Origin of the sequence: Micromonospora rhizosphaerae (assembly GCF_900091465.1) — a bacterium.
GTDB lineage: Bacteria > Actinomycetota > Actinomycetes > Mycobacteriales > Micromonosporaceae > Micromonospora > Micromonospora rhizosphaerae.
Map to the genome: position 1 here is coordinate 901,627 of NZ_FMHV01000002.1, position 20,910 is coordinate 922,536.

At 70.6% G+C, this 20,910-nt stretch carries 22 protein-coding genes; 5 read left to right on the forward strand and 17 right to left on the reverse strand.

Annotation, left to right across the window (positions count from 1 at the left end; translation table 11 throughout):
* Positions 1-39 precede the first annotated feature (39 nt).
* Positions 40-843, forward strand: a complete 804-nt coding sequence (locus GA0070624_RS04350) for a GntR family transcriptional regulator (protein ID WP_245718654.1) — start codon at positions 40-42, stop codon at positions 841-843.
* Entirely contained in the window at positions 843-1,382 is a 540-nt protein-coding gene (locus tag GA0070624_RS04355; RefSeq protein ID WP_091336855.1) for a P-loop NTPase family protein, read from the forward strand. Before GA0070624_RS04350 ends, GA0070624_RS04355 begins: the two co-directional genes overlap by 1 nt.
* 63 nt (positions 1,383-1,445) lie before the next feature.
* Here GA0070624_RS04355 and GA0070624_RS04360 read toward each other — a convergent pair whose 3' ends face one another.
* The 8 genes from GA0070624_RS04360 to GA0070624_RS04395 all read right to left on the reverse strand — a co-directional run bounded on the left by GA0070624_RS04360 (position 1,446) and on the right by GA0070624_RS04395 (position 7,027).
* On the reverse strand, positions 1,446-1,988 hold the full coding sequence (locus GA0070624_RS04360; RefSeq protein WP_091336856.1) for an SMI1/KNR4 family protein: 543 nt from the start codon (positions 1,986-1,988) through the stop codon (positions 1,446-1,448).
* Positions 1,989-2,057: 69 nt separating this feature from the next.
* Positions 2,058-2,315 carry a hypothetical protein gene (locus GA0070624_RS04365; RefSeq protein ID WP_176731589.1) on the reverse strand — a complete coding sequence of 86 codons (258 nt, stop codon included), beginning with the start codon at positions 2,313-2,315 and terminating at the stop codon, positions 2,058-2,060.
* 371 nt (positions 2,316-2,686) lie between these two features.
* Positions 2,687-3,157 (reverse strand): hypothetical protein, encoded by a 471-nt coding sequence (locus GA0070624_RS04370; RefSeq protein ID WP_141714927.1) that lies wholly within the window; start codon positions 3,155-3,157, stop codon positions 2,687-2,689.
* Positions 3,158-3,611: 454 nt separating this feature from the next.
* The gene (locus GA0070624_RS04375) at positions 3,612-4,292 is read right to left on the reverse strand and encodes an SUKH-4 family immunity protein (RefSeq protein ID WP_091336861.1); all 681 of its coding nucleotides are present in this window, start codon (positions 4,290-4,292) and stop codon (positions 3,612-3,614) included.
* A 96-nt stretch (positions 4,293-4,388) separates the two neighbouring features.
* Positions 4,389-4,946, reverse strand: coding sequence for a hypothetical protein (locus GA0070624_RS04380; RefSeq protein WP_091336864.1), 558 nt, complete (start codon positions 4,944-4,946; stop codon positions 4,389-4,391).
* 315 nt (positions 4,947-5,261) lie between these two features.
* A complete protein-coding gene (locus GA0070624_RS04385) occupies positions 5,262-5,732 on the reverse strand; it encodes a hypothetical protein (RefSeq protein WP_091336867.1) in 471 nt (156 codons plus the stop codon).
* A gap of 500 nt (positions 5,733-6,232) precedes the next feature.
* On the reverse strand, positions 6,233-6,541 hold the full coding sequence (locus tag GA0070624_RS35525) for a tyrosine-type recombinase/integrase (protein WP_245718655.1): 309 nt from the start codon (positions 6,539-6,541) through the stop codon (positions 6,233-6,235).
* A gap of 273 nt (positions 6,542-6,814) precedes the next feature.
* Complete coding sequence (locus GA0070624_RS04395; protein WP_141714928.1) at positions 6,815-7,027, reverse strand: hypothetical protein; 213 nt, start codon at positions 7,025-7,027, stop codon at positions 6,815-6,817.
* 165 nt (positions 7,028-7,192) lie between these two features.
* Here GA0070624_RS04395 and GA0070624_RS04400 point away from each other — a divergent pair, with 165 nt between their 5' ends.
* Complete coding sequence (locus GA0070624_RS04400; RefSeq protein WP_091336870.1) at positions 7,193-8,392, forward strand: low temperature requirement protein A; 1,200 nt, start codon at positions 7,193-7,195, stop codon at positions 8,390-8,392.
* A 226-nt stretch (positions 8,393-8,618) separates the two neighbouring features.
* On the opposite strand, the gene GA0070624_RS04405 is transcribed toward GA0070624_RS04400, so the two are convergent.
* From GA0070624_RS04405 to GA0070624_RS04420, 4 genes are all read right to left on the reverse strand, one after another.
* The gene (locus GA0070624_RS04405; protein ID WP_091336871.1) at positions 8,619-9,794 is read right to left on the reverse strand and encodes a low temperature requirement protein A; all 1,176 of its coding nucleotides are present in this window, start codon (positions 9,792-9,794) and stop codon (positions 8,619-8,621) included.
* Positions 9,795-9,972: 178 nt separating this feature from the next.
* Entirely contained in the window at positions 9,973-10,209 is a 237-nt protein-coding gene (locus tag GA0070624_RS04410) for a hypothetical protein (RefSeq protein ID WP_091336873.1), read from the reverse strand.
* A gap of 26 nt (positions 10,210-10,235) precedes the next feature.
* Positions 10,236-11,108: a trypsin-like serine protease gene (locus GA0070624_RS04415; protein WP_218105108.1), complete on the reverse strand. Its 873-nt coding sequence runs from the start codon at positions 11,106-11,108 to the stop codon at positions 10,236-10,238.
* Positions 11,078-12,121 (reverse strand): aminoglycoside phosphotransferase family protein, encoded by a 1,044-nt coding sequence (locus GA0070624_RS04420; protein ID WP_218105109.1) that lies wholly within the window; start codon positions 12,119-12,121, stop codon positions 11,078-11,080. Before GA0070624_RS04420 ends, GA0070624_RS04415 begins: the two co-directional genes overlap by 31 nt.
* 123 nt (positions 12,122-12,244) lie before the next feature.
* Between GA0070624_RS04420 and GA0070624_RS04425 the strand changes: the two genes are divergently transcribed.
* Positions 12,245-13,201: an L-threonylcarbamoyladenylate synthase gene (locus tag GA0070624_RS04425; RefSeq protein ID WP_091348135.1), complete on the forward strand. Its 957-nt coding sequence runs from the start codon at positions 12,245-12,247 to the stop codon at positions 13,199-13,201.
* 3 nt (positions 13,202-13,204) lie between these two features.
* Here the strand turns inward: GA0070624_RS04425 and GA0070624_RS35530 are convergent, their stop codons facing one another.
* From GA0070624_RS35530 to GA0070624_RS04445, 4 genes are read right to left on the reverse strand one after another with little or no spacing between them, the layout of a single operon-like run.
* Entirely contained in the window at positions 13,205-13,462 is a 258-nt protein-coding gene (locus tag GA0070624_RS35530; protein WP_245718656.1) for a GNAT family N-acetyltransferase, read from the reverse strand.
* Positions 13,411-13,668 (reverse strand): hypothetical protein, encoded by a 258-nt coding sequence (locus tag GA0070624_RS35535; protein WP_245718657.1) that lies wholly within the window; start codon positions 13,666-13,668, stop codon positions 13,411-13,413. The genes GA0070624_RS35530 and GA0070624_RS35535 overlap by 52 nt, the downstream gene beginning before the upstream one ends.
* A gap of 58 nt (positions 13,669-13,726) precedes the next feature.
* Positions 13,727-15,307, reverse strand: coding sequence for a serine/threonine-protein kinase (locus GA0070624_RS34575; protein ID WP_176731590.1), 1,581 nt, complete (start codon positions 15,305-15,307; stop codon positions 13,727-13,729).
* Between the two features lie 59 nt (positions 15,308-15,366).
* The gene (locus GA0070624_RS04445; protein WP_176731591.1) at positions 15,367-15,744 is read right to left on the reverse strand and encodes a hypothetical protein; all 378 of its coding nucleotides are present in this window, start codon (positions 15,742-15,744) and stop codon (positions 15,367-15,369) included.
* 33 nt (positions 15,745-15,777) lie between these two features.
* Here GA0070624_RS04445 and GA0070624_RS04450 point away from each other — a divergent pair, with 33 nt between their 5' ends.
* Positions 15,778-16,197 (forward strand): CBS domain-containing protein, encoded by a 420-nt coding sequence (locus GA0070624_RS04450; protein WP_091336882.1) that lies wholly within the window; start codon positions 15,778-15,780, stop codon positions 16,195-16,197.
* Between the two features lie 76 nt (positions 16,198-16,273).
* On the opposite strand, the gene GA0070624_RS04455 is transcribed toward GA0070624_RS04450, so the two are convergent.
* Positions 16,274-20,851: a cation-translocating P-type ATPase gene (locus GA0070624_RS04455; RefSeq protein WP_091336884.1), complete on the reverse strand. Its 4,578-nt coding sequence runs from the start codon at positions 20,849-20,851 to the stop codon at positions 16,274-16,276.
* Positions 20,852-20,910: the final 59 nt, after the last annotated feature.

Genomic DNA, 20,910 nt, shown 5'->3' on the forward strand with positions numbered 1-20,910 from the left:
CGCCCGCGTCTCTCTAGGTCCGAGAGCAAGCACCAACAGGTGGCGCGCCACATCCGAAACGACATTGAGGCCGGCGTGCTGCGTGACGGCCAGGTCCTGCCCTCAACGCGCGAACTGGCCGCAGAGTGGGGCACCAGCGTCTTCACGATCAGCGAAGCGATGAGGCTGCTGGCTGATGAAGGCTTTGTTGAGAGCAAGTCCCGGTCAAAGCGGGTGGTTCGGAATCCCAACCAGGGCAGGGGCGGCGAGGTCCGCCTTTCGAAGCCTCACGTCATCTTGATCGGCGGCTACGCCGGCAGTGGGAAGACCGAGCTTGGCAGGGTGCTCGCTCGCCAGACCGGCTGGCCGATGCTGGACAAGGACACGCTGACGCGCCCCGTTGTTGAGGCCGCCTTGGAGGTTCTCGGCCTGTCTCCGCACGACCGCGAGTCCGAGCAGTACTTGAGCGTGATCCGGCCACGCGAGTACGAAGCGCTCAGCGCGGCCGCGTTGGAGAACGCGGGGTGCGGGAACAGCGTCATCGTGACCGCGCCGTTCATCCGCGAGTTTGCTGACCCGGCGTGGGTCAGCCGAACAGAAGCCATGTTTGCCAACCTCGAAGCGGCCGCGACCTTCGTTTGGCTGTACTGCGATCCCGACACGATGCACACCTACATCAGGCGCCGGGGGGCAGCGCGGGACGCGTTCAAGCTTTGGGACTGGCCTGGCTACCTCGCGAGCATCGACATCGACTTCCGCCCGTCGGTGCCGCACATCGTCGTAGACAACTGCGCGACGAGTGCTCCCTTGCAGACCCAGGCCAAGGAACTGCTCGACTCGGTGTTGAAGCGCAGTTCCGCCTGATGCGCGGCGTGATCCTCTACGGCCCTCCCGCCGCTGGCAAAGACACCATCACCCAGGCACTCAGTGACCTTGATCCGGCCTACCGGCTGTTCCGGCGATTGAAGGCGGGACCGGGGCGGGCCGTCGGCTACCGCATGACCACGCCTGAGCACGTCGACCAGCTGCGCGCCGCGGGCGATGTCGTGTGGGAGAACCACCGATACGGGGCTGTGTACGCCGTCGACAGGCCCACGCTCCAGGCGGGCCTCCTCGACCACGTACCCGTGCTGCATCTCGGCCAGGTCGAGGCCGTCCAGGCGGTCAAGTCCGCCGTACCCGAGGCACGTTGGCTGGTCGTCTACCTGTGGTGCCCACGCGAGGTGGCTGAGGATCGCATCCTTGCTCGGGCAACAGGGGACACGGCGGACCGGCTGCAGGCTTGGGACCAGACCCAACCACTTTCCGGCGCGGACCTTGCGATCGATACAGCGACCGTCGCTCCCGACGAAGCTGCCCGCCAGGTGCACGAACGCCTGACGCAGTTCGCCGGATGTGCCTAGTCCCGCCACATGCTTGACAAGATCCGTCTTAACACCTGCTTGCCGATTGGTCTAGATGATCGATCACAAGCTGGGCGGTGTGCTCGATGCAGCGAACGTCTTCACGGCTTGGAGTATGCGGTCGAGGAAGGTGGACAGGTCTGGGGCGGCCACGTCGAAGCGCGGGTTTTCTGAGGTGTAGATGCCGCCGAGGACGAGATCCGGTGGGAGGCGGTAGACCGGTGATCCTTCCGGAGTAGCTAGCCCGTACTGGGTGCCACCGCCGTCGCTGGCGAACACGACAACGTCGGCGTCGTGGCGGCCACGTATGTGCCAGAGGTCCCGTGACTCGTGAGCGTCAGCCACGTCGGAGGCCGTATGCAGGAAGAACCCGTTACCGATGTCTGGTAGGTCGACAGCACCGACTTTCGCGTACAGGTCTACGAGGTCAGCGGGGATCGCGGGATGAACAGCCGCGAGCCGCGCGGCAGCCGTCATGTCTGGCCTGCTGACGGCGTTCCCGCCTGGCGGGTACCCATAGCGGTCTTCGAAGTCGAGCACGGCGGAGGCGACCGCCTCCCGCAGATCCTCGCGCCAGGTCTCCAGCCAGCCAGTGTCAGCCCTCACGCCTCGCCGGACGTCCTTTCATGGACCAAGCGGCCACGCCGCCAACAATCTCTGGTCTACCGCTAGACGTCAGTCAAACCGGCCGAAGACGGACACGTCATCGTATCCGCCCTGGTCCTGGTACCACTGCATCACACCGGCGATGACGAAGCTGCCCAGGTCGGGCTCGAGCGTGAACAGCGTATGGTGCGGGCCGATCTCGCCGTACCTTTCCCGGTACAGCGCCGCCTCCTCGGAGCTTGCCACTGCCGCGTTGAGGCCGGGATAGGAGGGACTGAGCAACATCCGCTCAACGCCAGGGAAGTAGATGTCGATCCGGGAGGGCACTCTGCCTTCCATCGCGCTCCGCAGGAGAAGCCGGTTATGGCTGGCGGAGTAGGCCCAGACCTTGAAATGCCGCTCCGACTGGTATCGCTCACCAGTCATAGGGGCCCGGCCACTCACCGGCGGGGTTCGGTCAGTCATAGGTAGGCCACCAACGCTCTTTGAGTCCTTCCATTAGGCGGGCGACGGTACATCTTTCACATCCTGGCTGACCACGGCCCGGTGAGGTTCGTCGGGCGGCGTAGGCGCGGGTCGATTGGTGCCAGCGCAGACGGGATATGGCGATGGTGTGAGCGCGCAGTTGGCCCACCGGTCGCCGCCGCGGTTGAGCCGTGCGAGCCATGGCTCAGGTGCTAGCTGCTAATGGGTGCCGCTCAAAGGCTAGGGGTAGCAGTCGCCCGGCTCGACGCGTCAGGTCCGTGCAGCACTTCGTATTCCCCCTCGCCGTAGGGCCGTCGCGATGGCTCCAGGGCGAATCCAGCTATGCCCAGCACCAGCACCGCCGCCATAGTCAACACCTGGTCGACTTGGCCATACCGCTGCATCATCGGCTCAATCAGCTCGCGTGCCTCATGTGCTTCGAGGGCCTCAGCGATCGGCGTCAACCTTTTGGTCGGTTGATGCCAGCTGATCTGGACACCACCCCCGTCTGCTGCGGTCGTGACATCCACGAGGACCCCGACGCACAACTCTTCGCCCTCCGCCAGACCGTTCCACGCCGTTCCGACAGGTAGGCCAACAGCGCGAAGCTCGCTGACGACAGCATCTCGCAAAGACCGCCAGCGAGCCACGGTCGCAGGGCTGGCGTCATCGAGATACTCCCGGGGGCCTTCGTCAGCAGTCACGGCGCACACCCTAGCCCGAGGTCTCGCTGAGGTTCTGATACCGATCTATCGCGGACGTCTTGAGACCGGACAGCCTCACGCGAGTTGCATTGCCGAATTGACCTCTTCAGGGATCAAGGCGGCCCGCAGAGCGGGCCGCGCCGGCCCGGCCCCGGCCTGCTGGCGACCTCCGGCCGGCATCGGCCGGGCCGGCCGGCCACGCTGACGGAGGACAAGACTCTGAAGACCTCGGGGCTCCGCCCCGAACCCCGACCCTCCTCAGAGATGCCGCCGCGGATCACCTCGCCGGGCACCACAAGGGCTACCAGCCTCCCGGGACGGGGCCCAGGTCGTTCGTCCGGTAGGGCGCTCCACCTGGTCCCCGTCCCGGGAGGCTGGACGGTCGGAGACTGCCCGACGAGGAGATCCGCTTTCAGGTCGCCAGGCCGTTGCTTCTGCTTAGGCGCTCGCGACGCTAGTAGCCGCGGAGGTGGATGACCTTGCCCCACAGGGAGTCAGGAGCGTCTGCGTTGACGGCAGGGTCAATGGCCTCAATCCCGCTGATGATCAACCGTTCGCAGGCCGTGCGTCGAGCGACGTAGGCATCGAACTCTTCGATCGGTCGCCGCGTGCAGTCCGGCTCCTGAAGTGAAAGCTCCCGCAGGATGGCGCTTGCAGCCCGCCACCGCCACGCTACCTCAATGAACTGGGCGACCGATGAGCTGATGAACTGCACCGAGGGGATATAGATGCCTCGGTAGTACTCCTTCAGGAAGCCACGTAGCTTCGCATCGGTGGTGGGGGCATCGCTGATAGCCATGACTCGCCCATCGCCTGCGATTGCCCCAAGCTTGGGTGTCAGATCGTCGCTACCCCACCGGCCGAGGTCATACAGGCGCTGCTCTGGCGATATCAGACGACCCTCCCGCTCGCTGGCCACCTTCGGCATCAGCAGGGGTTCGACCTCCAGTTGGACCTTTGGCGACATCAGCATGTCGGTCGGTAAACCCCATAGTGTCAGCGCGTCAAGATCCGATTCAGGCAAGTTCCAGAGCTGAACCGCCGACAGTGGCGGCCGTTCCTGGTGATCAGGCGCAACGAGCGTGGCAAGAGGTGCCGCCATCACCGCCTCTAGGCGTTCCTTGAGGGAAGACATGGTTCACTCCTTCATTTCGCCAGGCTCTGCACTCTGCTGTCCAGCAATCCATACAGCCAAGACCGCCCCCCACACGCCGACCCCGCTAGGCGGCGGCTAGATCTTGCCGTAGGGCCGAACGAGCCGATGGCCGAGCCGGTCGGACACCGCCGCGACGAAGTCAGCGTCGAGCCTCGGCCAGTTCCAGAACTCGAACCCTAGGTAGCCGAAGCCGAAGGGTGGGCTCCATGCCCAATCGTTGAGGCCGAGAGGTTCCCCGCAGTGCTTGCATGCCCGCACGCCAGCTCCGCCCGCATACCACTCCTTGATGACCTGCGAGAACTCGCTCCATGAGTCTTCGTCTTGGTCGTCCACCACAACTGCTCCGCAGCGTGGGCACACGACTTGGACGTTGCCCATCGAGTAGAAGACCGTTCGCCCTGTGACCACGCGAAGCCCGTTGGTGCCGAGTTGGTGCAGACCCGCCCATGGTTCGACCGTCGCGGCGGCGTAGTTCGGTCCGGGGCGGTGCCCTTTGCCGCCCAGGGTGCAGTCCGTCTGCTCGGCCATGACGATGCCTTGCTCAACCAACCACCACAACACCTCGGCCCCCAGGCGGTCAGCCTCCTCCGGTGTCGCCTCGACGTCAGCGATCGTTTCGAAACAGTCGCCCACCCCTGAGTCCCTTCGTCCACCGTCCGCGGGGACATCGTGACAGCAACGAGTGACAGCAACAGGCTCGGACTCGACAGCACCGAAGAGGACGGCAGCTGGCATAGGACGAGGCCCCAAGCGGATGTTCGTACGGATCTGGATAGCTCCGCCGAGGCTACGGATCAGAAGGTGGCTGTACAGCCATCCGTACAGCCAAGACAACCGACGGACACGGTCCCGGGTCGACGGTGGGCGACACGGCGAGCAGGTCAGCGGCACTGGTCGACGCCGGCCGACAGCAGTCTTGATCTTTGCAAGGCAGAGGTTGAGGCTCACTCAACCGACGGGCGCGACCCAGACAGGGAAGGGCGACGGTAGATCCTGGTCAACGGAAGAAGTCGCGACGGGCTCGACGGTTTCCAGCTCTTTCCATGGAACGAGACCGGGATTGGGGTCGGCGGCGGCCAGGGCGACGACCTCGGCCGCGTCGAACGTCGAGCGGTACGGCGCACCGAACGGAAGCCGGTCCGGAGATGCTGAGGTCAGCGAGCAACGGAGCTGACCCGCTTGCTCGTCGTACCAGGCATAGAAGGTGCCGGAGATGTGTTGCCCGGACCACCGCTTCATGAGTTCGAGGTGGACGAGGTGAAGGGCCGCTACCACTGCTGTCACGTCGATCGGCCCCTCGGGTACCCCGTAGCACCACGTATTTAGCCGAGGCTCCCGGTCGGGCTCGTCTGGCAGCAATGCCACCTCTTCGTCATCAAGGTACGAGCGGACTAGCGCCGCAAGATCACTGCCACTCATGGTGAACTCCCTAGAAGGTCATCTAGTGCTGGCGCTAGTGCGCCCCGGCGTGCCATTAGCGTGCCATTCGGCCAGGACAGCAGGGGTTAGCCGAGGCCACGAGAGACTGCCGAGACCAGGCCGCCAACTCGTTGACCTGCCGGAGATCGACAATTCCCAAGCTGACCGTTTGGGAGCCACGCGTGGAGCCACCGGGGCGGACTTGACCGAGCCGTCGAGGACCAGGACCAGGCGGATGGCGCCGGCTCGGGCCGCCTCGATCGGCAAGATCATCGGGACCACATCGGGACCACTTGAGGCCGCAAACTGGTGTCAGGCAACGGAAGTCGATCCGAGGTGACAGCAGGTCAAAGGCCGCCTACACCCCCGATGTCCCATGATCGCGTTTTTGGGGTTCAAGTCCCCTGGGCTCCACTCATACCGCCTCTACGCAGGCGTTTTGCCGAGACAAGATCAAGCGGCACAGATCCGGCACAATCCAGCATTGATCTTGCGTGCTCTTAGCGTCGCTGCGCGCTCGCGGCAGCTTGCAGGATTGACCCCACTAGGCCGCGTTGACGCTCCCGCTTTGGCCACCAGTGCACGTACGTCTCCAGCGTGATTCGCAGCGTCTTGTGCCGGAGCAGTCGCTGCACTTCCTGTGGTTCGGCATGGTTTGTGATCAGCGTGGTTGCGAAGAAGTGTCGCAGCGCGTGAAAGGTTCCATGCTCCTTCGGCCAGCCGGCTGCATCCCGCCAGTCCGCCCACTCCCGGGACCAGGTCCGATCAGTGAACGGGTTGCCGCGCGTGGTGGTGAACAGCAGCGGCACCGACCGACGGACCGGGTCGCCCGAGGTGATGTCGACTAGCTCGACCGGGACGGGTGGGAAGGCTCGAATGTGCTCGGCGAGGACCCGTGTGACGACGGGGTCCAGGTCGATGGTGCCGGATGATCCTGCCTTCGGCTCGCTGAGGTAAAACCCGCCGTACTGCTGAGGCGCATACCGGAGCTGCTGGACGACGTGTAGGTCTGCCGTATCGGCGTCCGGGTAAATGCCTGCCGTTGAGCTGCGGCCGCCAGGCGTCGGCTGCGCCTGGTCAAGCTACTCACTGCGGCGGCTGGACTCCTGCCGGACCGTCTCAGTGAGATCACGCCAGCTGCCGGCTGAGGTCTTGATCATCCGGTCGACCATTTGTTGCGCGGATCGCTCGTGGGTGAAGTCGTAGGAGACTTCCTGCCCTCTGTCACCGCCGAGGCGGCCACGCACCCGCCAGAGCCGACCGTCGGACAGCAGCCAGATGTCCCGTCGGGCCATCCGACCCGACTTCCCGTTCCACCAGCGGCACACCAATGCCTGACGCACTGCCTAGAAGGGCCTGCGGGACTCGCTCGCCTTCCGGTCCGGTATCGGCACCGACAAACGCCCCGACATGGTACCACTGCCTCAAAGATAAACAAAGCTGGCGGAAAGGGCGGGCCGATGACGACAAGCAGGGCGGCCGCGCTGCTGCGGAAACCAGGGCAACCGCAGCGACCGACCTTCCTGGAACTCTTCTTCGACCTGGTGTTCGTCTTCGCGCTCACCCGGGTCTCACAGCGGCTACTCACGGACATAACTTTCCAGCGGCGAGTTATCCTCACCGAAGTCGGCCAGACGGTGCTGGTGCTGCTGGCCCTGTTGATCGTCTGGTTCGTCACAGCGTGGGTAACGGATCTGTACGACCCGACGCGGCCGGAGATCCAGCTGGTGGTCGTCGGGACCATGTTCGGCGCCCTGGTGATGGCGGTCGCGGTGCCCCAGGCGTTCGGCAATCGGAACCTGGGCTTCGCCGGCGCGTACGTCGCGATCCATATCGGCCGTCACCTCGTCCTCGTGCCGGCCCTACGCGGCCACAAGGCGCAGCGCCGATCGGCGGCGGTTCTCCTATGGTTCGCGGTATCCGCCGTGCCGTGGATCATCGGGACGACCTTTCCCGAGAGTCCAACACGTGGGGTGTTGTGGACGCTGGCGATAGCCATCGACCTCGCGGGCGCCATGCTGCTCTGGCCCGCACCGTGGGTTGGCCGCATGACATCCGAGTGGCCCGTCGCGGCCGAGTACCTGTCCGAGCGCTACCGGCAGTTCTTCATCATCGCCCTCGGCGAGTTGATCCTGGTCACCGGTATCACCTACAGCGGCAAATACGTTGCAGGAGGCCACGCCGCCGCGTTCGGAGTGGCGTTCGTCACCACCGCCCTGCTCTGGCGGATCTACATCCACCGAGCCGGCGAGCTGCTGCCCGATGCCATCGCGGCGGCTCCCCAGCCAGGCCGACTCGTCCGACGGGCACTGGCCGCTCACGTGCTCATGGTGGCCGGCATCGTCGCCATCGCCGTCGGCTATGAGCTGGTCATCGACCATCCGTTCGGACATACCGACTCGGCCTGGATCGGGGTCATCCTCGGCGGACCCGTCCTGTTCCTAGCCGGACGCGCCCTCTTCGAGTACGCGGTATTCGCCCGGGTGTCCCGCTCCCGGCTGATCGGTGCACTCGTGCTCGCCGGCATCTCACCAGCGATGATCCTCCTGCCGCTACTGGCCGTCGCCATCACCGCTGCTGTCGTCCTCGCCGGCATCGTCACCTCCGACGGGCTCCGCGCCAAGGGACGTCCACCCGAGCCGCCGTCACCACCCCGCTAGACAATCCGAACGGCCCCAGCCGAGACGCCTGCAAACACCACGCGATCAATCAGCCGCATATTGATCTTGTCAAGCACCTGGTGGGACGCTGTCAAGCATGTCCCGGGACAGGACACGGCCCTCTGCCGGCGGCTGCCGGCGAAGAAGCCCCTTGCGGCTTGCCGGCTTGTCGGGTCTCAGGACCTGCGTGACAGATCAGTCTCGGGACGTGGGTGACACTTTCCGGCTATCCAGGTGGTGAGGGCGGCTCGGGTGGGCGTCCTCGGGCACGGGCTGCGTCGGCTACGGCGATCCCGGCCAGGACGAGTGCAGCGGCGGCGGCGACCAGCAGCGGCGGCAGGAAGATCGTCGCCGGCGAGATGGCGGCGAGCGCGAGGATCCCGGCCACGCGGTTTCGGGACACCCGGGCGAACACCGCGTACTCGAAGATGGCCCGTCCGGCGAGGAACAGTGCGGGTCCGCCGAGGATGACGACGATCCACACCGGTTGGGTGTGTCCAAGCGGGTGGTGGATGACGAGCTCGTCGCCGACGGAGATCGCGACGATGCCGGCGACCATGACCAGGTGGGCGTATACCGCCGCCACGGCAATGCGGAGCGGATCAATGGCTGCGGCGACGGCGGCGCCCAATACCTCCCCGGCACGGTGGATGTAGATCCGCCACAGCAGCACCGTGGTCGCGAACGCCACCACGACCGCCGCGCTGCGGTCCGCCTCGAAGCCGTTGCTGGTGAACGCCAGCCCCGACGCCAGGATCAGCTCCCCGAGAGCGATGATGAAGGACTGCCGCTGCCGCTCGGCCAGGAACTCGCCCGAGATCGCAAAGTCTGCCGCACTGGCGCGGCCCAGCCCCGGCGTGGGCCAGCCGAGTCTGGGCGCCGCATAGTCCACGGCCACCGCCAGCGCCCACAGCACCCCGCGTGCCCACCCCTGCACGACGGCGCCCGCGAGCCACGGCACCGCCGACACGCCGTACCAGAACAGCACCCGCAGCTCGGGACGCTGCCGCTCGCCACCCCGCGTAACGATCACGAGAAACAGGCTGCGGCCGACCTGGACGGCGACGTACGCGCCGGCGAAGAGCAGGCCATGTACGCCGAACGCCTCAGGCGCCGCGGCCGCCAGCACGAAGCTGCCGAACATGCATCCGATGACCAGCGCCTGTATCGCTGGTCGTCGCGGGTCGAATCTGTCGCTTGTCCCCGCCGTCTGGCTCCACACCCACCACACGGCGAGCAGCAACACCAGCGTCTGGAAGGCGCCGCTCCAGTCCAGATGCTCCAGCAGCCCCTGTGAGAGCCGGAAGAGCGCGAGGACGAACACCAGGTCGAGGAACAGGTCCAGGAACGTCGCCCGCCGCCCCTCCCGTCCCCGCACCAGCCGGGCTGCGCCACCCGCCATCGGTTCGCCCCGTTCCTGCCGCTTCTGTCAGCCTCTGAAACAGTCGTACCACCCGGCAGCGCCGGTGGATGTGGATGTGCCGCGGGCGTCGGACCGGTGCCACAGGTGGCGGCGTGTCACCCAGGTCCTGACACCGATCGCGCCGGACGCCCGGCGGCTGGCGCGGAGAGCGGGAATCCTAAGGAATGCAGACGAACAGCGGCTGGTCGGCGCCGAGAAAGACGCTGTTGCCCAACTCGTCGAAAGGCGCCGCAGGTGCGTACCGCTGGGCGAAGAGCGCAGCGCTTGGTTGGCCGCCTTCATGCGCCCTGACGAAGACGGCGTCGCGGCGCTGCCCGTCAAGCGTGAGGTAGCCGTCCCACGCGAGGGTGCAGCCGTCCGCGTCGACGATCGCACGGCGGCCGGTCGGGGACATCCCCGACCGGCCGCCGTCATCGCTGCTTACGGGAGGGTGACGTACTGCCCGAGGAAGGCCTGGGCGCTGGCGCTGTCCATCCGGTACGCCACGTTGGTCGCGTAGCAGGGGCTGTCCCCGGTGATCGTGGTGCCGGCGAGTACGAGCTTGCCGTCGACGGTGACGAAGTTCGGGCCGCCGGAGTCGCCGTAGCAGGCGCCGCCGAGGTCGCGGCTCTCGTTCATCGCCAGGCGCACCCACGTCTTGTTGAGCGCGTCGAAGTCGACCGACGCCTTCATCCGTACGCCACCACCCGGGTGGGTCTGCCCACCGGGCTGGTTCAGGGCCTCCTGCGTGCCGTACCCCATGACCTGCCAGGCTGCGGCGTCGAGCGCGCGGGAACCGAGCCCGGCGAGCTGGTCGGCGCTCGGCAGGGCGGCCGGCGTGAAGGTCCAGCGCTTCGCGAGCTCCGCGCCGTCCAGCTTTATGACGGCGATGTCGTGGGAGTCGGCCGAGTTGCCCGGGTATGCCGGGTCCCAGTGGGCGACGCCCTGGACACCCACCCGTCCGGCAATGTCCTCCGGCGTCCCGCCGGCCGCGTTCGACGCGTCGATCGCGCCCTGTACGTCCTGGGCGAGCGAGACGTAGAACTTGGCGCCGGCCGGCCGATTGGCAGTGCAGTGGGCGGCTGTGAGGAAGACGTCCGCCGAGATCATCGTGCCGGAGCAGCTCCACCGGACGACGTCGGGTGTGGCGGGGTTGCTGTCGCGGTCGTACTGCACCACGAGCGCCCCGACCTCGGTGCGCTCAGGCGCGGGCTGCGCATTGTATGAATTGATCGCCGAGGCGGGGGTGGCGACGCTGAGCATCGCCGCTGCTGCGGCGCCGGTCAGCGAGGCCAGTACAGCTGGACGACGCAAGTTTCCTCCAGTGAGTGAGTCGGGTTGTTCCAGTAGCCGACCACATTGGCTCCGCGAATGGAAGACGTCAGATATTCGCTCATGCCACTGGTCGTGCCTGGATATCGAGCGGTCAGCGGGAAGGCTCGGCCAGGACCTGGGCCAGGGCGTGCGAGGCCTGGCGGATCATGCCTGGGTTGGTCCCAGTAGTAGGGCATGGCGATCACCGCCTGCAGCAACGCCCAGCCGCGGCCGCGCAGCCAGGACGCGTCGTCGATGTCGAGTTCGGCACGGAACCGCTGCCGGCTGTCGCCGGTGAACACGTTCCACGCCGGCTGCAGGTCGCACGCCGGATCGCCGACGTTGAGGCCACCGAAGTCGATGACCGCGGACAGGCGCCCGTCGACCACCAGCAGGTTGCCCGGCAACAGGTCCCCGTGCACCCAGACCTCCGGCCCGTCCCACGCCGGGGCCTCCAGAGACTCACGCCATGAGCGGAGGGTGGCCTCCCCGTCGATCCGGTCGCCGAGCTGCCGCACCGACCGGCGGACGCCCTCGTCGAACTCCGCCAGCGGCCCCCCTCGCTGACGAGGGAGGCGCGGGAAGGCGTCGGTGGTGGGGGGGATCCGCCGCAGCGCGGACACGAACCGGGCGAGATCGACGGCGGCGTGGTCCAGGTCGCGGATCGTGCCGTTGGCGTTCTCGCCGGGCAACCACTCGTACACCGACCAGTCGAAGGGGTAGCCCTCGGCGGGACGTCCCATCGCCAGGGGGACCGGGAGCGCGAGCGGGAGGTGCGGCGCGAGCCTCGGCAACCACTCCGCCTCCCGCGCTGCCTGCTTGGTGGCCCATTCGATCCGCGGCAGCCGGACGGCCAGGTGCTCACCTAGCCGGTAGATGTCGTGATCGGTCCCGTACGACGCGACCGGGCAGATCGGCAGATCGGCCCAGCGCGGGAACTGCCCGGCGGTGAGACGACGCACGAGGTCGACGTCGGTCTGGATCTCGTCGGCATGCATCTTGATTGCGCCCATTGCGGCCATCCTCAGTCGGCCGGGCCGGCGCGGGCAACCCAGTTCTGCTGTCCGCCGACCCGTGGCACCGGCGTGACGGCGGCAGGTTAGCGTCGTTGGGTGACCAACGGATCCCCGCCCGTCCTGCCGGCCGAGAGCGGCATCGCCGAAGCCGCTGCCGTCCTGCGTGCCGGAGGGCTGGTCGCCTTCCCCACCGAGACGGTCTACGGATTGGGCGCGAACGCGCTCGACGCGGAGGCGGCGGCGCGGATCTTCGAGGCCAAGGCCCGGCCGACCTTCGACCCCCTGATCACCCACCTGGCCGACGCGGCCGACCTGACGGAACTGGTCGGGCCGGTGCCACCGGCGGTGGCCGCGCTGGCCGAGCGCTTCTGGCCCGGTCCGCTCACCCTGATCGTGGACCGGCCCGCGGCGATCCCGCCGATCGTCACCTCGGGGCTGGACACCATGGCGGTCCGGGTGCCGGATGAGCCGTCCGCCCGGGCGCTGATCGCCGCCGCCGGGGTGCCGGTGGCCGCTCCCAGCGCCAACCGGTTCGGGCAGCTCAGCCCCACCCGCGCCGAGCACGTGGTGGCCGGGCTGGGCTACGCGGTCGACGTGGTGCTCGACGGCGGACCGACCCGGTGCGGCATCGAGTCGACCATCGTGGACGCCCGGGGCGACCGGCCGGTGGTGCTCCGGCTGGGCGCGCTGCCGGTGGAGGCGCTGGTCGAGGCGGTCGGGCCGGTCATCGTACGGCCGGGCAGCTCCGGGCAGCCGGTGGCGCCGGGGACGTTGGCCGCGCACTACGCCCCGCGTACCCCGTTGCGGGTGGCGGCCGATGTGGAGTCGGCGCCGGGCGACGGGGTCCGGCGGGGGCGGCTGGCGTTCCGGGAGCGGCCCACGGCGGGTGAGTGGGCGGCGGTGGAGGTGCTCTCGCCCGAGGGTGACCTGACCGTGGCGGCCGCGCGGCTCTTCGACGCCCTGCACCGGCTCGACGCGGCCGGGGTGACCGAGATCGTCGCCGAGCCGGTCCCCGACGTCGGGGTGGGGCGGGCGATCAACGATCGGTTGCGGCGGGCCGCCGCCACCTGGCACTGACCGTCAGAGGTCCAGTTCGCCGACGACCTGGTCGCCGCTGCGTTCGCCGGTCAGTCGGAAGCCGAGTCGCCGGTAGAAGCGTTCGGGGCCGTGCTCGCCCGGCACCCAGGTGGTCGTGAGCCGCGTCCCGCCGCGGCGCCGGATCTCCTCGGCCAGTGAGGCTACGGCGAAGCGGCCGTAGCCGTGGCCCTGCTGGTCGGCGGCGATGTTCAGGCGCCAGAGTCCGGAGCGGACGTCGCCGGGGTCGTCCGCGCGCCACACGGCACGTCGAGGAAGCCCATCAGGAAGCCGACCGGGTGGTCGCCGTCGACGATCAGCCGCGGCCAGGCGACCTCGGGCTGGGCGTACGCCTCGGCGAGCGACCGGGCGACCGGCGCGACCAGCCCCTCCTGGTCGGGTCGGACCGCGATCCCGCACGCGGCCCGGACATTGTCCGGAGTGATCTTCTCGAGCCGGGGCGACGACATGGCGGCACCCTAGCGACCCTCGACCGGTGAACTCGACCGCTTTACAACCAGCCCGTCCTCACGGCAGCTCGGCCGCGATCCGGTCGACGCCGGCGGTCAGGTCCAGGTAGCCGACGGCGCTGAGCTTGCCGTCCCGGAGCAGTTCGGTCAGCTTCTCGCGCAGCTTCTTGATCTGCTCCTCGGCCGCCTGCGGGTCGTCCTCGGCGATCTCCTTGGCGATCGCGTCCACCTTGGCGTGCAGGTCCTTGGCCGCATCCGGGTTCAACTGGCCGGTCCCCACCTGCAACTGGATCGACAGGCGCATCGCGACGATGGGATCGGCCGGCGGGGTTGGCGAGGGCGTACGCGAGGTGGCTCGCGGGCTCGGCGCCCGGCTGGTCGAGGTGGTGGGCGAGACCGAGACCGTCGGTAGTGTCGGGGTGGCCGCCGCGACCGTGATCGGCACGGTCACCGGGCTCGGCTGTGCGGCCGTGCCGGCGGGGGCGGGTGCGACGGTGGGCTGCGCGATCGAGGGGTGGCTGTCCGGGGCGAGCGCGGTGGTGCCGAGCGTGACCAGCGCGACGCCGAGGACGCCGGCCGCCACCAGCAGGAGGCCGCGTCGACGTCGCCGCACCGGCCGGCCTCCGGCGTCGGGATCTCCGCCCACCGGAACGATGGCGCCTGGAGCGCTCCGAGGCGCGCCGGCCGAGCCGGCACCGGCGGGCTCCGGGTCGGCTGGAGGCGGCGCGCTGGCTGGCGGCACGCCGGGTCCGACCGGCGTGTCGGCCGCCGACTCGGGGGAGGCCATCAGCGCCGCGAGACGATCGCGGACCTCCCGGGCGTCGGTCGGACGGGCCGCCGGGTCCTTGGCCAGCAGCTCCGACACCAGGGCGTCCAGTGCGCCCGGTACGTCCGGCCGGCGGTCGCGCAGCGGGGTGGGCGGGTCGTTGACGTGCTGGTGCAGGACGCTCAGCGGATCACCGGTGAACGGCGGAGCGCCGGCCAGCATGGCGTAGAGGGTGCAGCCCAGGCCGTACAGGTCGGTGCGCGAGTCGACCGGCTTGCCGAGCGCCTGCTCCGGCGCCATGTAGGAGCTGGTGCCCAGCTTGGTCGCCGGACCGGTGAGGGTGTTGTGCCCAGCGGTCTGCGACAGGCGGGCGATGCCGAAGTCGCAGATCTTCACCGTGCCGGACGGGGTGACGATCAGATTCCCCGGCTTCACGTCCCGGTGGACCACCCCGGCCGCGTGCGCCGCGGCGATCCCCTCGCACACCTGCATGGCGATCGACATGGCCTGCTCGACGGGGAGCGGACCGTCGGCGAGCAGCGCCGACACGGTCCGTCCCGCCACGAGTTCCATCACCAGATAGGAGCTGTCCTCCTCGGTGCCGAAGTCGTACACCGCGACGATGTGGGGGTGGGTCAGTCGCGCCGCGGCACGGGCCTCGCGGTCGAACCGTTCGGCGGCCATCGGCTCCTCGAGGCCGGCCGCGGAGAGCACCTTGATCGCCACCGGCCGGTCCAGTCGCAGGTCGCGGCCGCGCCACACATCGCCCATGCCGCCCCTGCCGAGCAGTTCCTCGAACTGGTAGCGGCCATTCAGCGCGACCTCGGTTTTTCCAGCCGTGGTCGCCGCTACCCCAGGCTCCCTGTCGACCATCCCCCCAAGCTAGTGCGACTTCCCGGACGGTAGCGGGAAGCGCACGGCGCGTCGAGCGGTCACCTCATCTGCCGGAGGGCGACCTCCAGGTTGACGAAGCGCGGCTCGCCCTTGGCCAACCGGCGCATCCGATCGGCGTACGAGCCGGTCTCGGGCTGGGCGCTGTGCGCCATCGCCTGCTCGTAGCTGTCGAACTCGGCGACCATGACGAAGTGTCCGGGCCGCTCCCGGTCCTCGGCGACGGTCATCCGTGCCGGGGCGTTGGCGAACTGCTGCTGTCCCCACTCCTCGCTGAGTGCCCGCACCTCGGCCGGGCGGTCCGTCTCGTACTCGATGACCTGGACGAAGGCCACGTCGATCACCTCCGCCGGCTGCGTTCCCGCCAGGTGGCCGGTCATGTGTCGGCATGCCTGGTCCCCGGCGGGGTAGGAGAACACGCAACAACCCCCCGAAAGTGAGGTGTCATGCCAATGCCGACCGCACGCGAAATCATGACCAGTGACGTGACCTGTGTCCGGGAGCAGGATGACCTCAAGGTGGCGGCCCGGCGGATGGCCGAGCTCGGCGTCGGCTCGCTGCCGATCTGCGGCGACGACAACCGGCTCAAGGGCATGCTGACCGACCGCGACATCGTGGTGAAGGTGCTCGCCGTGGGCCGCGACCCGGGCAGCGTGACCGCGGGTGAGCTGGCCCAGGGTGAGGCGGTGACCATCGGCGCGGACGACGACGCGGCCGAGATCCTCCGGACCATGGGTAAGCACAAGGTACGCCGGCTGCCGGTGATCGACGGGCATCAGCTCGTCGGGATCGTCGCCGTCGCCGACGTGGCCCGCTCGCTGCCCGAGCGCCCGGTCGGCGACCTCATCGAGGCCATCTCCGAGCGGGGCTGAAGCCCGCCTCGACCGATCGCCGGCCCCCGCGCCGGGAGGCGGCGATCGCCGTACGCGGGCGTCAGGGTGCCGGCGATCAGCGGTCCGACGGCCCCTCGCCGTCGGCGGTCATGGGCCGGACCCCGCGCTGCGGAAGGCGGTCGACCAGGCGGGTCAGCGCGCCGTTGGCGAAGGTGGCGCCGAGTGCCGAGCCGGCGGCGATGCTCCAGCCCACCGGGCCGAGCGGGGTGCAGCCGAAGAACTGGCTGACGCCCGGCGTCTGGACCACGGCGACCAGCACGCCGATCGAGGCGGCGGTGGAGGCGAGCACGGTGGGGCTGGTCCCACCGGCCAGCACGGTCTGTCCCAGCTGCGTGCCGACCAGGGAGGCGAGCGCGACCGTGCCGGCCCGTTGACGTCGCCCGGTCCACCGGGCCAGCGTCCAACCGGCGGTCGCGCCCAGCGTGGTGGAGGCGGCCCGCAACCCGATCTCGCGGGTCATGGTCTCGCCGAGTGACCTGTCCGGCCCCTCTCGGAGCAAGTGGTCGGCCCCGTCCGCAGCGGGCGGCCGGACCGCGATGGCCAGCGCCGGCGCCAGGTCGGTGAGCAGGTTGACCAGGAGCAACTGCCGCCCGGTCAGCGCGGAGCGGCCGGTGGCCCCGGCGGTAAGCACGCTGAACGCGATCTCGCCCAGGTTGCCGCCGACCAGGATGCTCAGCGCGTGGCGTACCGACGACCACATCGCGCGCCCCTCGACCAGGGTGGCGATGATGGTCTCCAGCCGGTCGTCGGTGACCACCAGGTCGGCGGCGGCGCGGGCGGCCGGGGTGCCGCGCTGGCCGAGGGCGATGCCCACGTCGGCCAGCCGGATCGCCGGCGCGTCGTTGGAGCCGTCCCCGGTCATCGCCACCGTCCGGCCGCGCTTCTGCAACGCCTGGATGAGGCGCACCTTGTGGGCCGGGGTGCAGCGGGCGACCACGTCGGTCCGGGCCAGCCGCTCGCCCAGGGCGTCGTCGTCGAGCCGGTCGAGGTCGGTCGCGGTGACCACCCGTTGGCCACCGTCGTCCGGGCTGATGACCGCCGCGATCGCCTCGGCGGTGGCCGGGTGGTCACCGGTGATCATGATGGTGTGCACGCCGGCCTGTCGGATCCGCCGGACGGCCGGCGCGGCGCTCTCCCGTACCCCGTCGGCGAGCGCCAGGAAGCCGACGAAGATCAGCCCCCGGACCTCCTCGTCGGTCACCGTCGGCGTGCCCACTGTGCACTCCGCGACGGCGAGGATCCGGTGCCCGGCCCGAGCCCGCTCGGCGAGCATCCCGTGCAGCGCGGCCCGACCCGCCTCGTCCAGCGGCTCGTCGCCCTCGCCGGTGCGCCAGGCCGCGCACCGGGGCAGCACCGTCTCCGGCGCTCCCTTCACGCTGAGCAGCAGCCCGTCCCGGGTCCGCCCGACGGTGGCGTGGTAGCCGCGGGAGGGCTCGAACGGTAGCCCACCCACCGGCTCCCAGCCCGGCGCGCCGGTCTGCTCCACCTCCCCCGCCGCTTCCGCGCCCCGCCGGACCGCCCGGTCGGTGTGCTGGGGCAGCTCGTCCGGGTCGGCCGCCGCCGGGGTGGCCCGCAGTGCGGTGGCCAGGGTCAGCCGCAACCTGTCGTCGAGCCGGTCCGGCGCGGCGTACCGGGCGCCGGCGGCGTCGCCCACCCCGGCCAGCCGCAGCTGCCCCACGGTCAGGGTGCCGGTCTTGTCGAAGCAGAGCACGTCCACCCGACCGAGCGCCTCGATCGTCCGTGGGTTGCGGACCAGGGCGCCGTGCTCGGCCAGCCGGCGGGCGGCGGCCAGTTGCGCCGCGCTGACCAGGAACGGCAACCCCTCCGGCACCGACGCGACGGCCAGGTTCGCGGCGGTCGCGGCCGTCGCCGCCAGGGGTACGCCCCGGAGCAGCCCGGCCCCGGCCACCGCGACCGCCGATCCGGCCGCCAGCGGTACGGCCGCGTTGGTCAGCCGGCTCAGCCGGGCCTCCACCCCGCTGGGCGGGGGCGCCTGGCGGGCCATGGCGAGGCTCCGGCCGGCCTCGGTCTCCTCGCCGGTCGCCACCACCACGGCGGTGCCGCGTCCGGCGGCCACGGTCGTCCCGTCGTACAGCATGGAGTGGCGGTCCGCGACGGCGGTGGCCACCACCGGCTCGTTCGTCTTGCCCACCGGCAGGGACTCCCCGGTCAGCGACGACTCGTCGGCCTCCAGCCCGTCCGAGGTCAGCACCCGGCAGTCGGCCGGGACGGCGTCGCCGGGCCCGAGGGCGACCACGTCCCCCGGCACCAGTTCCTCCGCCGCGACCGCCCGCTCGGCGCCGTCCCGGAGCACCCGCGCGGTCACCGCCGCGCGGGACAACAGCTCCGCCAGCGAGCGCTCGGTGTTGCGCTGGTGCACCGCGCCGATCAGCGCCGACCCGCCCACCACGCCGCCGACGAGGGCGGCGTCGACCAGCGAGCCGAACGCGGCGGAGAGCACCGCCCCGGCGGTGAGCACCGGGGTGAGCGGGTTGGACAGCTCGTCGACGAAGGCGCGGAGCAGCCCGTGCGGGCCGGGCGCCGCCCCGGTGGCCGCGCCGCGCCGGCGGGCCGCCTCGCTGTCGGTGAGTCCTGCCGGGCCGGTGTTGAGCTGGCGAAGGACGGTCTCCACCGGCATCAGGTGCCAGGCGCTGAGCGTCGGCACCGGCGACCGGGTCCGGTCCGGCAGCCGGCGGGCGCGCCACACGCCGTGCCCGAAGGCCAGCGCGGCGGCGCCGTTCACCGCGCTCAGGGTCCGGCCCGGAAGCTGCCGCGGGTCGGCGGTGAGGGCGGCCAGCGCGCCGAGACCGGTGCCGGCCATGGCGATGCGGATGTTCTGCTGGGTCATCCGGCGGGCCACGCCGGTCGCCTCGATCAGCAGCGCCGGGATCCGCAGGTCGGTGCCGACCAGCAGGTGGGCGCCCCATGGGGGGAGGTCCTCCGGACCGGCCACGCCCAGGCCGCAGTCGGCGATGCTGAGCGCCGAGCGCTCGCCGGAGACCAGCATCACCACCGCGCCGTTGCGCTGCAGGCCGCGTACCGACTCGGTGAGCTGCGGGCCGCCGGGGACGACGGCGTCGGCGTAGCCGTACCGGCCGTCGTCGTCGCCGGCCACGACCAGCCGCAGTCCCGCCTGCCGGGCCGCGGTCGGTAGGGCGTCGACGCCGGGCGCGGGCTCCGGCTCCACCCGCAGTACCGCGGCGAGGGTGTCGCCGTGCGCCAAGCCGAGCAGCATGCCGCCGGCGTCCCGGAGCCGGCGGCTGTCCGGGGTGTCCCCGGGATCGTCGGCGTCGATCCGGTCCAGCGGCCCGAGTCGCCAGCCGTCGGCCTGGTGGAACCGGTCGGGGGCGTCCGGGTCGAAGAGCGCGAACGCCCGGGCGGCGACCTGGCTGGTGTCCGCGCCCGGCAGCGGCGCCAGGTCCGCGAGCACGCCCCGGTCCGAGCCGAGGACCGCCCCGTCCAGCACCACCGTGTCGATCCAGTCGAGTCGCCGCAGCACGCTACGGTCCATCGCGACCACCCCGCGCTGGGCCAGCATCCGGCCGAGCTGCGCGGCGTACCCCTCGCGGCCGCCCCCCGGCGCCTTCGGCAGCGAGGAGAGGGCCAGCGCGGCCGCCCGCTTCGGGCCGACCACCGGCGCCGCGGCGGCACCCGCCGCCGCGCCGACCGGGAGCGCCCGCTGCACGTACCGCTCGGCCGGGCCGTCCGGCGGCGGGCACGGGCGTTCGGCGGTGGGCACCCGGGCGACGGCGCGCTCCGGGTCGCCGGTCAGCCTCGGCTCGGCCTTCGTCCAGGCGGAGAGTTGGGCGCGGGCCTCACCCCACTGCACCAGCCGCTGCGTGCCGTCGAGCACGATCCCGGTCCAGCCCCCGGTCAGGCCCTGCACGACCGCCTGGGCGAGCGGGAAGAGCAGGTCGGCGCGCGGGTCGGCGCGCACGCCCCGGTCGGCCAGGGCGTGCAGCTTCGGGTGCAGGTCGATCGCGGCGAGAAACCCGGCGACCTCGGCGGGCACCGGGGTGAACGGCAGGATCCGGGTGGCGGCGGAGATGGTCAGGCCGAGGGCGTCGGAGGCCAGCGCGCCGAGGGTGCGCGGCGTGCGCGGCCCCTCCTCGGGCGGGTGCGGCGGGGGGATCTCCGGGTCCGGTTCGTACGGGCAGACCCGCTCGGTCCGGGCCACCGTGGCGATCAGGTTCCGCAGCCTGGGCTTCGGCTCCTCGACCGCGACCACGACCCGGCCGGAGGGGGCGTTCACCCGGGCCCAGGCCACCCCGGGCACCCGCTCCAGCGCCTGCTCGACCTGCCGGGCCAACCGGTCCCCGCCGTCCTGGCAGACGCCGTGCACCTCGATGTGGTGCCGCCCGTCCCGCGACCAGACCCGGCGGCTGGTCAGCCCGGCGGCCCGGGCCACCCGGGTCGCGGCGGAGCCGAGGCCGCGGGCCGTGTCCGCGACCGGTGCCGGTACGGCGGCGCCGGCGGTCCGGGCCGCCTGCCCGACGGTGCGCGGCACGGCGGCGCCGGCGGTCCGGGCGGCGTCCGGCAGCAGCGCGGCGACGGACCGGGCCGCGTGCGCGACCGTGTCCGGCACGCCGACCGGCGGCCGGAGGCGGCCGGCGACCCGACCCAGCGAGGTCATCGAGGGGTACGGCCGAACCGCCGGCCACGCTCCCCGGTGCCGTCGCCGCCGCGCCGCCC

What these genes read in the sequence shown, in the direction of transcription:
- GA0070624_RS04355 (WP_091336855.1), top strand. Translation starts at nt 843, where the DNA reads ATGCGCGGCGTGATCCTCTACGGCCCTCCCGCCGCTGGCAAAGACACC.
- GA0070624_RS04375 (WP_091336861.1), bottom strand. Translation starts at nt 4,292, where the DNA reads ATGTCTTCCCTCAAGGAACGCCTAGAGGCGGTGATGGCGGCACCTCTT.
- GA0070624_RS04385 (WP_091336867.1), bottom strand. Translation starts at nt 5,732, where the DNA reads ATGAGTGGCAGTGATCTTGCGGCGCTAGTCCGCTCGTACCTTGATGAC.
- GA0070624_RS04395 (WP_141714928.1), bottom strand. Translation starts at nt 7,027, where the DNA reads ATGGCCCGACGGGACATCTGGCTGCTGTCCGACGGTCGGCTCTGGCGG.
- GA0070624_RS04400 (WP_091336870.1), top strand. Translation starts at nt 7,193, where the DNA reads ATGACGACAAGCAGGGCGGCCGCGCTGCTGCGGAAACCAGGGCAACCG.
- GA0070624_RS04405 (WP_091336871.1), bottom strand. Translation starts at nt 9,794, where the DNA reads ATGGCGGGTGGCGCAGCCCGGCTGGTGCGGGGACGGGAGGGGCGGCGG.
- GA0070624_RS04410 (WP_091336873.1), bottom strand. Translation starts at nt 10,209, where the DNA reads ATGTCCCCGACCGGCCGCCGTGCGATCGTCGACGCGGACGGCTGCACC.
- GA0070624_RS04420 (WP_218105109.1), bottom strand. Translation starts at nt 12,121, where the DNA reads ATGGGCGCAATCAAGATGCATGCCGACGAGATCCAGACCGACGTCGAC.
- GA0070624_RS35535 (WP_245718657.1), bottom strand. Translation starts at nt 13,668, where the DNA reads ATGTCGTCGCCCCGGCTCGAGAAGATCACTCCGGACAATGTCCGGGCC.
- GA0070624_RS34575 (WP_176731590.1), bottom strand. Translation starts at nt 15,307, where the DNA reads ATGGTCGACAGGGAGCCTGGGGTAGCGGCGACCACGGCTGGAAAAACC.
- GA0070624_RS04450 (WP_091336882.1), top strand. Translation starts at nt 15,778, where the DNA reads ATGCCGACCGCACGCGAAATCATGACCAGTGACGTGACCTGTGTCCGG.
- GA0070624_RS04455 (WP_091336884.1), bottom strand. Translation starts at nt 20,851, where the DNA reads ATGACCTCGCTGGGTCGGGTCGCCGGCCGCCTCCGGCCGCCGGTCGGC.